This is a genomic window from uncultured Bradyrhizobium sp., assembly GCF_936943645.1.
Classification (GTDB): Bacteria; Pseudomonadota; Alphaproteobacteria; order Rhizobiales; family Xanthobacteraceae; genus Bradyrhizobium.
Map to the genome: position 1 here is coordinate 23,074 of NZ_CAKZJO010000039.1, position 12,350 is coordinate 35,423.

Below are 12,350 nucleotides of genomic sequence, written 5' to 3' on the forward strand. Positions count from 1 at the left end.
CTAGCGCCCCTCGCCGGTCTTGCGCCGTCGCGCGAACCATTCGGCCACGAAGTCCAGCAGGCCTTTGCGCAGGCCCAGCGCGAAGAACAGGATAACCACGCCGAGCACGATGCCATGATACTCAGTGAACCGCGTCACTGTGTCGTTGAGGAGCAGCAGCAGCACGGTGCCGACCATCGGCCCGAGGAAGGTCGAGACGCCGCCGAGCATGTTGATGAAGATGGCTTCGCCCGAGATCGTCCAATAGGCGAACTCCGGATAGGCGCCGGAGACGAACAGCGCCATCACCATGCCGCCCATCGCCGCGAACAGCGCCGCCAGCACGAACACGGTGAGCTTGGCGCGCCAGACGTCGATGCCGAGGAAGCTCGCGCGCGCGGCATTGTCGCGGATCATGCGCAGCGTGTAGCCGAACGGCGATTGCGCGATCTGGCGCATCGCGAGCAGGCCGAGGATCAGCAGCGCGCAGCTGGCGACGTAAAGATGGATGTGGTTGGCAAGGTTGATGCCGAGAAACGTGGGCCTGGGGATGCCGCCACGCAGGCCCTGGTCGCCGCCGGTGAAGGAGGCCCAGGATAGAATGGTCGAATGGATCAGCATCTGGAAGGCGAGCGTGACGAAGGCGAAATAGATCTCCTTCAGCCGCACGCAGATCGCGCCGATGATCGCGGCAATCACGGCGGTGATCGCGAGCGTCGCGACGAAGGCGACTGGAATCGGCACGCCCAGCTTCTGCATGATCAGACCGAAACCATAGGCGCCGAGGCCGAAAAACATGCCATGGCCGAACGAGGTCAGGCCGGTGTAGCCGACCAACAGATTCAGCGAAGTCGCGAACAGGCCGTAGGCCGAGCAGCGGATGACGAAATCGAGCAGCGCCTTGCTACCCGTGAACAGCGGCAGGCTCGCCAGCACGGCGAACGCAATGACCGCGATCAGGACGTCGCGATAGCGCTGCAGCGCCGCGCCGCTGCTCACCGGCACCAGCGCCCGCGCGCGGCCGGCTTCGAGCTCGGTCATGCCGCCTCCTTGCCGAACAGGCCGGTGGGCTTGGAGACCAGCACGATCACCATGAACAAATACATCAAGCCTTCCGTGAACAGGGGAAAGCCGAGCGAGCCGAACGAGCGGATCAAGCCGAGCAGCAGCGCGCCGATCAGCGCGCCCAGGATCGAGCCCATGCCGCCGATCACGGTGACGATGAAGGACTCGATCAGCACCGAAAATCCCATACCCGGCGTCAGCGAGCGCACCGGTGCCGCCAGCGCCCCGGCAAGCCCCGCCAGCATGCCGCCGAGCGCGAACACGCCGCCATAGATCAGGCCGGTGTTGATGCCGAGCGCCGACACCATGCCGGGATTATGCGCGGCGGCGCGGATCACCTTGCCGATGCGCGTGCGCGACAGGCCAGCACCGAGCACGATGGCCGCGACGAGCGCGACACCAATCAGCAACAGATAATAAGGCGGCACCACGCCGCCGGCGATGAACAGCGGCATCACCTGGAACGCGGACGGCATCCCCATCGACTTGAATTCCGGCCCCCAGATGATGCGCACCACATCGTCGAAGATCAGCACGAAGGCATAGCAGACGAGCAGCTGCATCAAGACATCCGCGCCATAGACGCGGCTCATGAAGACACGTTCGAAGATCAGGCCGAGGATGGCGGTGCCAGCCGCCCCCGCCAGCATCGCCAACGCAAAGCTGCCGGTGAGCTGATAGGCCGCCATCGCGAAATAGGCGCCGAACATGTAGAAGGCGCCGTGGCTGAAATTGACCACCTTGAGCACGCCGAAGATCAGGGTCAGCCCGACCGCGACCAGAAACAGCAGCATGCCGATGATGAGGCCGCTGGTGGTCTGCGTCACCAGGCAGGCGGAGCTGGAGAGGCAGCCGGCAAGCGCATCGAGATCCACGGGAGCACTTTCATTGTCGCGCGCCAGAGATGGCGGAGGGCCAAACGAAAACGGTGGAGACGGTCACCCGTCTCCACCGCGCATTAACTCAGGTGTAGCCCTTGCTCTTCTTCCACTCGGCCTCGAGCTCGAAGATCGTCTTCCAATCGCCGGCCTTGACCTCGGGCACATAAGGCTCCTGCGGGATCGTGGTGCCCCAGCCGATGGCGTAGCCGACCAGCGTGTGGTCATCGCCGCGCATCGTCACGGTACCGTCGGCGCCGAACGGGCATTTGATGGTGAGGCCCTTCAGGACTTCCGCGAGCTTCTTGCCGTCGGCCGAGTTCGCCTTTTTGGCGGCTTCGGCGAGGAACATCACCGCGGTCGCGTTCTGCCACGACCAGTTGGTCGGATATTCGTTGTACTTGGCCTTGTAGGCATCGCCCCAGGCAGCGTTCTCCGGCGTGGTCGGGAAGGTCTTGATGTAGCGATTGCCGGAGTGGATGCCCTTGGGCAGGTTCTTCACCACGGTGAGCGCGGTGTAGTCGGCCATGTTGACCGCAAACACCTCCATCTGGCCGAACATCGCGTAGATGTTGGCCTGGTCGATGTAGGAGGTGAGATCGCCGCCCCACAGGCAGGAATACAGCGCCTGCGGCTTGGCCTGCAAAATTTTCGTCACCACCTCGGTGTAATCGGGTTGGAACAGCTTTGGCCAGGACTCGCTGATGATCTCGACATCGGGCGCGAAGCGCTTCAGATACAGCGTGAACTCGCCGGTGGTGTCGCGGCCATAGGCGTAGTCGGGCGAGCACGTTGCCCATTTCTTCAGGCCCTTGGCCTTGGAGATGGCAGCGGCGTAGCTGCCGCCGACGATGGAATCGTGGATGCCCTGGCGCACGCAGCGGAACGCGTTGGGAATGTGCTGCTTCGGATCGGCGGTGAGCGAGGAGGCTTCCGAGCAGGTGTGGATGCAGAGCACGCCGAGGTCACGTGCGACCTCATGCACCGCGAACGATCCGGAGGACGCTTCGCCGTCGAGCAGCAGTTCACAGCCGTCAGTGTTGACGAGCTCGCGCGCGACGCGGGCTGCTTCCTGCGGCTGGCCCTTGGAGTCGCGGACCACCATCTCGATCTGACGCCCGGCGAGGCCACCCGCGGCGTTGACCTTCTCCACCTCGAGCATCACGGCATTGCGCGAGGACGTGCCGAGCTGCGCGACGCGGCCCGAGAGGATGGTCGGCATTCCGATTTTGATCGTCTTGGCTTGAGCACGCGCCACCCACGGCGCGGCAAACGTCATCGCACCGGCGCCCATCAGCGCCAGTGTTGAACGGCGGCTGATGCCCGGCGTGCGGGTTCTCGTCATTTTCCCCTCCCTCTTTCGGGTCGGCGTTTCCTGGTCCCTTGCTGGAGATCGTCTCGTCTCCGTGTTCCCAAGGATTTCAGAGGTAGGGGGGTGACGTCAAGCCAAAGATGAATTACGAGTCAGAATTCATCGAGGAGGAAACGAGGCCGGCAACCGGCCCAAAACAAGCGCAATGATCAACCTGTCGAGCTTCATCGCCTTCCATGCCCGGCGCACGCCCGAGCGGCCTGCGCTGAAATATCGCGGCGAGGAGATTTCCTACGCGGCCTTGGATGCGCGCGTGCGCGGGGTCGCGGGCTGGCTTGCCTCACAGGGCATCGGCGCGGGTGATGTCGTCGCCGTGCTCATGAAGAACAGCGCGGCGTTCCTAGAGCTCGTCTTCGCCACCAGCCATCTCGGCGCGGTTTTCCTGCCGATCAACTTCCGCCTCTCCCGCGACGAGGTCGGCTACATCACCGCCAATGCCGGTGCGCGGCTGCTGATCGCCGATGAAGAGCTCGCCGCCAACGCAGCGGGTGCGAAGACTGTCGTGCTGAATGAAGCCGCGCAGCAGAGCATCACGCACCTTGCTGGTGACGCGCCGCCAGCCTCCATGCACGTGCGCCAGCCATCAGACCTGATGCGTCTGATGTACACCTCGGGCACGACCGACCGCCCCAAGGGCGTGATTTTTACTTACGATAATTTCTACTGGAAATCGGCCGACCAGACCATCGCGCTCGGCCTTAGTGCCGACACGCGGCTTCTCGTCGTCGGCCCGCTCTATCACGTTGGCGCGCTCGACCTGCCCGGCATCGCCGTGCTCTGGCATGGCGGTTTCATCCGCATCGAGCGCAATTTCGAGCCTGAGACGGCGCTCGCGGCGATCGCGGAGGACAGCCTCAACGCCGCTTGGTTCGCGCCCGTGATGACCACCGCGATGCTCACCTGCCCGACCCGCGACTGCCATGACGTCTCCAGCCTGGAATGGGCGATCGGCGGCGGCGAGAAGACGCCGGAGCTACGCATCCGCGCCTTCTCGCAACTCTTCCGCAATGCACGCTATATCGATGCCTATGGCCTCACCGAGACCGTCGGCGGCGACACCTTCATGGAGTCCGGCCGCGAGATCGAGAAGATCGGCTCGACGGGCCGCGCCATCGCTCATGTCGAGATCGAAATCCGCGACGAAGACGGCAGGACGCTGCCGCCGAACGTCGATGGCGAGATCTGCCTGCGCGGCCCCAAGATCACGCGCGGCTACTGGAAGGACCCTGAGAAGACCGCATCGGCCTTCTTCGGCGATTGGTTCCGCAGCGGCGACGTCGGCTACCTCGACGAGGAAGGATTCCTGTACCTGACCGACCGCAAGAAGGACATGATCATCTCCGGCGGCGAGAACATCGCCTCCTCTGAGGTCGAGCGTGTCATCTACGATCTGCCTGAGGTGCGCGAGGTCGCGGTGATCGGCCTGCGCGATGCGCGCTGGGGCGAGCGTCCGGTCGCCGTCGTCGTGCTGGCCGAGGGCGCAAACCTCGAACTCCCTGCCCTCACCGATCATTGCCGCGCGCAGCTGGCGAGCTTCAAGGTGCCGAAACAGCTCGTCATCCGCGACAGCCTGCCGCGCAACCCGAGCGGAAAGATCCTCAAGCGCGTGCTGCGCGCCGAGCTGGAGACGTCTGAATGACGCAAGCGAATGCCAAGGTGACCAAGCTCAACCGCGTCGAGCGCAATGCCTGGACCAAGCAGAAGATCTTTGACGCCGCGACCAAGGTCGTCGGCAAGCATGGCTATGCGGAGGCCTCCGTCGCCCGCATCACGGAAGAAGCCGGCGTCGCGCAAGGCACCTTCTACAATCATTTCGAGAACCGTCAGGAGCTGCTCGACCAGCTGCTGCCCAAGATCGGCCTCGACATGGTCGAGTTCATCCGCGCCCGCACCGGCACAGCGGATGCGGCCCGGCAGGAGATCGCGCGCTTCTCCGCCTTCTTCGACTTCATCCGCGAGGTTCCGGAATTCCTGCGCATCCTCAACGAGGCCGAGTTCTTTGCACCTCACGGCTACCAGAAACATCTCGACAACATCTCGGTCGCCTATGTCCGCATCTTGCGTCGCGCGCGAGCGACGGGCGCGATCCAGGATTACAGCGACGATGAGTTCGAGGCCATCGTCCACATGTTGATGGGCGCGCGCGGCTATCTCAGCCGCCGCTACTCCTATTCGGAAGGCGGCGTCACCGCCGTGCCCGATCACGTCATCTCCGCCTATCGCAAACTGATGACGCGCGGCCTCTTCAATAGCTCCGGAGATCAGGACACGCCATGAACATCGCATCTCCGCAAAAGCCGTTCGACCTCACGACTGCGATCGCCGAGGGCGACATCCGCTGCCTGCTGATGGTGCTTGTGCACATGACCGGCGACGAGAAGTGGCTCGAACCGCCCTACCTGCCAAAGCGCGATATCCGCCTCATCCCCGATCCCGAGGCCGGCGTGCCCCGGGAGATCCAGGACGAGATCCGCGCCGCAGTGGTCAGGCTGTTCGCCGATGGCACGCCGAAGCCCGTCATCGCTGATCCCGGCGACGAACTTCTGCTGAGGATGATGCGCGCCTGCCTCGGCGAGAACGTCGCGCCGGAATATGCGCCGCTGATGCGCGAAGAGATGGGCTTTGTGCCGCGTGAGCCGCGATGGACGGCGCGTCCGTCCAACGAGAAGCTCGCCGAGCAGCATGTGTTGATCGTCGGCGCCGGGGTCTGCGCCATCGCGCTTGGTGTCGCGCTCGGCCATCTCGGCATCCCCTACACCATCGTCGAGAAAAACGCCGAGCTCGGCGGCACCTGGTGGATCAACCGCTATCCAGGCTGCGGCGTCGACACGCCGAATCACTCCTATTCCTACTCGTTCGGCTCAGGCAATGCGTGGACCCGCTATTTCTGCCAGCGCGACGAGCTGCTGGGCTATCTCCTGAAGGTCGCGGACGAATACGGCATCCGCAAGCATCTGCGCGTCAACACCGAGCTGACCTCGTCGCGCTGGGACGACAGCAGGCGGCGCTGGATCTCGACGCTGAAGACCAAGGACGGCGAACAGACCATCGAATCCACCGCCCTGGTCTCGGCCATCGGCCAGCTCAACGACCCCTCCCGCGCCCACTTCAAGGGCGAGGAGGGCTTCAAGGGAACGATCCTGCATTCGGCGCTGTGGTCGGACGACATCAAGCTCGACGGCAAGCATGTCGCGGTGATCGGCACCGGCGCGACATCGATGCAGCTGGTGCCGTCGATCGCCGGCCGCGTCGCCTCGGTCACGGTCTATCAGCGCAGCGCGCAATGGGCGCGGCCGGTGAAGGGCTATGCCGATCCGATCAGCGAGGGCGCGCGCTGGCTGCTGGCGCATTTGCCGTTCTATGTGCAGTGGTACCGCTTCAACATGTTCTGGCGCTACGGCGACGGCCTGCTGCCGTTCCTGCGCAAGGACCCGGCCTGGCCGCACCCCGAGCGCGCGGTCAACAAGGGCAACGACCGGCACCGCCAGGAGCTGACCGATTTCATCCTCACCGAGTTGAAGGACCGGCCGGACCTGATCGCAAAATGCGTGCCGACCTATCCGCCTTACGGCAAGCGTATCCTGCTCGACAACAACTGGTTCAAGACGCTGACGCGAGACAATGTCGAGCTCGTCACTGACACGATCGATCATTTCGACGAGACCGGCATCGTCACTGCCGACGGCAAGCACCGTCCCGCCGACATCATCGTGGTCGCGACCGGTTTCAAGGTGACGGAGATGGCGGCCCGCCTCAACATCAGCGGCCGCGACGGCAAGGATTTGCGCACAGCCTGGGCCAACGACAATCCGACCGCCTTCCTCGGCCTCACCGTGCCGGGCTTTCCCAACTTCTTTTGCATGCTCGGCCCGAATTCAGGACCGGCCCATGGCGGCAGCGTCATCTTCCAGTCGGAATGCCAGAGCCGCTACATTTCGGCCTGTCTCGCCGGCATGATCGAGCAAGACCTCGCCGCCATCGACGTCCGCCAGGACGTACTCGACGACTATGTCCGCAAGGTCGATGCCGAGCACGAGGCGATGATCTGGACGCACCCCGGCATGAGCACCTACTACCGCAATTCAAGTGGCCGGGTGTTCTCGGCCATGCCGTGGCGGTTCGTCGACTACTGGCGAATGACCCATGATCCGGATTTGCGGCAGTACAAGTTGACGAAGGGGTGAGGCGTCGCTCTCACCAAGTCGTCATTGCGAGCGCAGCGAAGCAGTCCAGGATCTTTCCGCGGAGGGATTATGGACTGCTTCGCTGCACTCGCAATGGTGGGGTACCGCTCTTACGCCGCCAGCCCGCTTCCCACCGGCGCAAACTCCAGCCCGAGACTTTCCGCCACCGCCTTGTTGGTAATCCGCCCGCGATGGACATTCAGCCCATTGCGCAAATGCGGATTCTCCAGCACCGCCGCAAAACCCTTGTTCGCCAGCATCAGGCCGAAGGGCAGCGTCGCATTGTTTAGCGCTTGGCTCGAGGTCACCGGCACCGCGCCCGGCATGTTGGCAACGCAATAGTGAACGACGCCGTCAACCTCGTAGGTCGGATCGGTATGCGTGGTCGCGTGCGAAGTCTCGAAGCAGCCGCCCTGGTCGATTGCGACGTCGACCAGCACGGCACCGGGCCGCATCGATGTCAGCATCGCGCGCGTGACCAGCTTCGGCGCGCTGGCGCCCGGCACCAGCACGGCGCCGATCACGACGTCGGCAGCGAACACCTCCTCCTCGACCGATTCGATGGTCGAGAAGCGGGTACGCACGCGTCCGGCGAAGAGATCGTCGAGTTCGCGCAGGCGCGGAATCGAGCGGTCGATCACGGTGACCTCGGCGCCGAGGCCTGCGGCCATGCGTGCCGCCTGCGTTCCGACCACGCCACCGCCGAGCACGACCACGCGCGCGGGCTGCACGCCGGGCACGCCGCCCAGCAGCAGTCCGCGGCCACCGGCCGATCGCCTGAGCGCGGCGCCGGCGGCCTCGATGGCGAGGCGGCCGGCGACTTCGCTCATCGGCGCAAGCAGCGGGAGGTGACCGCTCGCGTCCGTGACGGTCTCATAGGCGATCGCGGTGCAGCCGGAGGCAAGCAGGCCCTTGGCCTGCTCAGGATCCGGCGCAAGATGAAGATAAGTAAACAGAATCTGGCCTTCCCGGAGCTGAGCCCACTCGCTCTTTTGCGGCTCCTTCACCTTCACGATCATGTCCGACCTGGCAAAGACATCGCGGGCGCTCTCGGCAATGGCGGCCCCTGCCCGCCGATACACCTCGTCGGACGCGCCGATGCCGGCGCCGGCGCCAGTCTCGACCGCGACGTCGTGCCCGGCCGCGACATATTCGCGGACGGCGCCCGGGGTCAGCCCGACGCGATATTCCTGCACCTTGATCTCTTTGGGCACGCCGACGCGCATCTTGAGCTCCCTCGCCAAAGCCTTGATTCTGTTCCTCATCGTAGCGACGGCGCCGGTTTGGTTTCGTGCAAATATCCGCTAGTTTCGGCAGGCCCGCGCCGGTTTCCGGCGCCAAGCCGCCCTTTCACGCTGGAAACGAAACCTTGGCCCTCGACCGGAAAGACCTCGCGATCCTTGCGGAACTCACGACCAATGCGCGTGCCAGCCACACCGAGCTTGCCAACAAGATCGGGCTATCCAGCACGGCGCTGGCGCGGCGGCAGAAGGCACTTGAGGACGACGGCTACATCCAGGCCTACCAGGCTGCGCTCGACCTCGGCCAGTTCGGCCTCACCACCACCGTGCTGGTACGCATTGCGCTGGAGAGCCAGAGCGACGAGGCGCTGAAGGCGTTCGAGGCGGAGGTGGTGAAATGCCCTTCTGTCGTACGCTGCTTCCTGATGTCGGGGACTGACGACTACATTCTCATCGTGCTCGCCCGCGACATCCAGGATTTCGAGCGCATCCACCGCACCGAGCTATCCCGCCTGCCCCGCGTCGCGCGCGTGCAATCGAGCTTCGCCCTGCGCGAGATCGTCAACCGCGCGGTACCTACCGTGGTGTTCGGCGAGGCGAAGCGCTAGCCGGAATCATCCGGCTCCGCTGTCATCCAACTGTCATCGAATGTGCCGAGAGCTGTGCTTCTGGCACATTCGGGACAGACCATGGACTATTTCAAGCGCTTCAACTTTCTGTTCGCAGCACCGATGTTCGACGCCGACGATCTCGAAGGTGTCCGCTTCAACCAGATCATCGAGGAGATCCAGCGCTCCGGCTTCGAGGTGGTCCGGGCCCGCAAGCTGGAGGACGCCGAGATGGCGGTGCAGACCGATGCCGCGATCGGCTGCATGGTGGTGGACTGGGGCAAAAAGGGCCTCGAAGGCAGGACCTCGGCGCTGATCAATCTGATGCGGCGCCGCGGCCTCGACTTCCCGATCATCCTCTTGATCCGGCGCAAGCGGTTCGAGGACCTGCCGGTCGAGGTGCTCGATTTCATCGACGGCTATGTCTTCCTGTCCGAGGAAACGCCGACCTTCATCGCCAAGAATCTGATCAGCCGGCTGAAGCAATATGCCGAGACGCTGAAGACACCGTTCTTCGGGGCGCTGGTCGACTATGCCGAGGAAGGCAACCAGCTCTGGACCTGTCCGGGCCACAATGGCGGCGTGTTTTACAACCGCAGTCCGATCGGTCGGGTCTTCGTCGAGCATCTCGGCGAGTCCGTCTTCCGCGACGACCTCGACAATTCCGTGCTGGACCTCGGCGACCTCCTCACCCATGAAGGCCCGGCCCTGAAGGCGCAGAAGGAAGCGGCAGCGATCTTCGGCGCGGAGAAGACCTATTTCGTGCTCAACGGCACCTCGACGTCGAACAAGGTCGCGCTCGGCGCCCTCGTCACCGACGGCGACCTCGTGCTGTTCGACCGCAACAACCACAAGGCCGCCCATCATGGCGCGCTGATGATCAATGGCGGCATTCCGGTCTACGTCCCGACCGTCCGCAACGCCTGGGGCCTGATCGGCCCGATGCGCTGGGACGTCCTCGACGAAAAGGCCCTGCGCGAGGCGATCCGCAACCATCCGCTCGTCATCGACAAGGATGCCTGGCGCAAGGAACGGCCGTTCCGTGTGGCCGTGGTCGAGCAGTGTACTTACGATGGCTCCATCCACAGCGCCGAGATGATCATCAAGCGTATCGGCCATCTCTGCGAATACATCCTGTTCGACGAGGCGTGGGCCGGCTTCATGAAATTCCACCCGCTCTATGCCGGCCGCTTTGCCATGGGCCTTGCCAATCTGTCCCCGGAAGCACCGGGCATCATCGCAACGCAATCGACCCACAAGCAGCTTGCGAGCTTCTCGCAGGCCTCGCAGATCCACATCAAGGACCGCCACATCCGTGGCCAGAAACGACGCGTCGAGCACCGCCGCTTCAACGAAAGCTTCATGCAGCATGCCTCGACCTCGCCGTTCTATCCGCTGTTCGCCTCCCTCGACGTGGGCGCACAGATGATGAAGGGCCGCTCCGGCGAAGTGCTCTGGGACGACACGATCCGCCTCGGGATCGAGCTGCGCAAGAAGATCCGCGCGATGCGCCGGGAGTTCGAGGAGAAGGAGCAGAATCCCGATCGTCGCTGGTTCTTCGAACCCTTCGTTCCCGACCGCGTCGCCATCCCCGACGTCAGCCGCCCGGGCGCTGTGCACAACGTCGCCTGGGAGACACTCTCCACCGACGAGCTCGCCACCAATCCCGCGCTGTGGCAACTCTCTCCGGATACCAACTGGCACGGCTTTCCCGATCTCGCAGAAGGTTTTGCCATGACCGATCCGAACAAGCTGACGCTGCTCACCCCCGGGTTCGACCGCACGACCGGCGCCTATGCCGAGCACGGCATCCCCGCACCCGTCGTTGCGCAATATCTGCGTGAGAACCGCATCGTCCCCGAGAAGAACGACCTCAACTCCCTGCTGTTTCTGCTCACGCCCGGTGTCGAGGCGAGCAAGGCCGGCACGCTGATCTCCGGCCTCGTCGCATTCAAGCGGCTGCATGACGACAATGCGCTGCTGGCGGACGCGATCCCGGAATTCCATCAGCGGCGGCAGGCGCGCTATGCCGGTGTGCGGCTGCGCGACCTCTGCGGCGACATGCATCGCTTCTTCCGCACTGCCAATGTCAGCATGCTCCAGGCGAAGCAGTTCATGCCCGAGCACATGCCCGAGATCGCGATGTCTCCCCGCGATGCCGCGCGCTATCTGTTCCGCAACGACGTCGATTATCTGCCGATCGAGGCGATCGCGGGACGCATCGCCACTACGCCTTTCGTGGTCTATCCTCCCGGCATCGCCACCATCGTGCCCGGCGAGCGCCTGACGGAACGGGCCAAACCGATGATGGATTACCTCAAGATGTTCGAGACCTGCTTCAACAATTTTCCCGGCTTCGACGTCGAAATCCAGGGCGTCTACAAGGAGGTCGATGCGAGCGGCCGCATCGGACTCTATACTTACGTCGTTGCCGAGTAGGTACCGATGAACGAAACAGCCGTGCGCGAGAGCGACGAGCCCGTCCTGGTCAGGCCGTCACGCGAGAGTGACGTCGAGGCGATGCTGGCGATCTACCGCCATCACGTCCGCAATGGCGTGCCGCGCGATGTCGAGGGAACCGGCGCGCCCGAGCCGGACGATTTGCGCGACCGGCGCAAGAACCTGAGGCAGACCCGGCTGCCGCATCTGGTCGCGACCTTTCGCGGCGAGGTGGTCGGCTATGCCTACGCCGTGCTGTTCCGCAAGCGACCGGCCTATCGCTACACGGCCAAGCACTCGATCTACGTCCATCATGCCCATCTCGGCCGCGGGGTTGGACGGCTTCTGCTGCAGGAATTGATCGACGCCTGCGCGGCGGCCGGCTTCCGCCAGATGATCGGCTATATCGATGCGGACAACGCACCCTCGCTGGCGCTGCACGAGAAGTTCGGCTTCGCGCGCACTGGACTGCTCTGCGGCGTCGCCTATCGCCACGGCCGCTGGTCCGACACCGTCATGGTGCAGCGCTCGCTCGGCGCGGGCGTCACCGCTCCGCCGCCGGCAACGGCACCCGGCCGGTAAGC

The 12,350-nt window shown here is 64.3% G+C and carries 10 protein-coding genes; 6 read left to right on the forward strand and 4 right to left on the reverse strand.

The genetic code is table 11. The annotated features are described in order from the left end of the window. From Q0743_RS04590 to Q0743_RS04600, 3 genes are all read right to left on the reverse strand, one after another. Complete coding sequence (locus Q0743_RS04590; protein ID WP_298240401.1) at window positions 1-1,020, reverse strand: branched-chain amino acid ABC transporter permease; 1,020 nt, start codon at window positions 1,018-1,020, stop codon at window positions 1-3. Continuing rightward, complete coding sequence (locus tag Q0743_RS04595) at window positions 1,017-1,919, reverse strand: branched-chain amino acid ABC transporter permease (RefSeq protein WP_298240402.1); 903 nt, start codon at window positions 1,917-1,919, stop codon at window positions 1,017-1,019. Before Q0743_RS04595 ends, Q0743_RS04590 begins: the two co-directional genes overlap by 4 nt. Window positions 1,920-2,007: 88 nt before the next feature. Then, window positions 2,008-3,267, reverse strand: a complete 1,260-nt coding sequence (locus Q0743_RS04600) for an ABC transporter substrate-binding protein (RefSeq protein ID WP_142249095.1) — start codon at window positions 3,265-3,267, stop codon at window positions 2,008-2,010. Between the two features lie 172 nt (window positions 3,268-3,439). On the opposite strand from Q0743_RS04600, the gene Q0743_RS04605 reads away from it, so the two are divergent. Genes Q0743_RS04605 through Q0743_RS04615 form a run of 3 tightly spaced genes read left to right on the forward strand, consistent with a single transcriptional unit; the run spans window position 3,440 to window position 7,478 of the window. Then, window positions 3,440-4,933, forward strand: coding sequence for an AMP-binding protein (locus tag Q0743_RS04605; protein ID WP_298240403.1), 1,494 nt, complete (start codon window positions 3,440-3,442; stop codon window positions 4,931-4,933). Beyond that, window positions 4,930-5,571: a TetR/AcrR family transcriptional regulator gene (locus Q0743_RS04610; RefSeq protein ID WP_298240404.1), complete on the forward strand. Its 642-nt coding sequence runs from the start codon at window positions 4,930-4,932 to the stop codon at window positions 5,569-5,571. Before Q0743_RS04605 ends, Q0743_RS04610 begins: the two co-directional genes overlap by 4 nt. Next, window positions 5,568-7,478, forward strand: coding sequence for an NAD(P)/FAD-dependent oxidoreductase (locus Q0743_RS04615; protein WP_298240405.1), 1,911 nt, complete (start codon window positions 5,568-5,570; stop codon window positions 7,476-7,478). The genes Q0743_RS04610 and Q0743_RS04615 overlap by 4 nt, the downstream gene beginning before the upstream one ends. 110 nt (window positions 7,479-7,588) lie before the next feature. Here the strand turns inward: Q0743_RS04615 and ald are convergent, their stop codons facing one another. Continuing rightward, on the reverse strand, window positions 7,589-8,704 hold the full coding sequence (gene ald / locus Q0743_RS04620) for an alanine dehydrogenase (RefSeq protein ID WP_298240406.1): 1,116 nt from the start codon (window positions 8,702-8,704) through the stop codon (window positions 7,589-7,591). A 143-nt stretch (window positions 8,705-8,847) separates the two neighbouring features. On the opposite strand from ald, the gene Q0743_RS04625 reads away from it, so the two are divergent. The 3 genes from Q0743_RS04625 (at window position 8,848) to Q0743_RS04635 (ending at window position 12,348) form a co-directional block, all read left to right on the forward strand. Beyond that, window positions 8,848-9,327, forward strand: a complete 480-nt coding sequence (locus Q0743_RS04625) for an Lrp/AsnC family transcriptional regulator (RefSeq protein WP_298240407.1) — start codon at window positions 8,848-8,850, stop codon at window positions 9,325-9,327. An 81-nt stretch (window positions 9,328-9,408) separates the two neighbouring features. Further along, window positions 9,409-11,766 (forward strand): Orn/Lys/Arg decarboxylase N-terminal domain-containing protein, encoded by a 2,358-nt coding sequence (locus Q0743_RS04630; protein WP_298240408.1) that lies wholly within the window; start codon window positions 9,409-9,411, stop codon window positions 11,764-11,766. A gap of 6 nt (window positions 11,767-11,772) precedes the next feature. Next, a complete protein-coding gene (locus tag Q0743_RS04635) occupies window positions 11,773-12,348 on the forward strand; it encodes a GNAT family N-acetyltransferase (RefSeq protein WP_298240409.1) in 576 nt (191 codons plus the stop codon). Window positions 12,349-12,350: the final 2 nt, after the last annotated feature.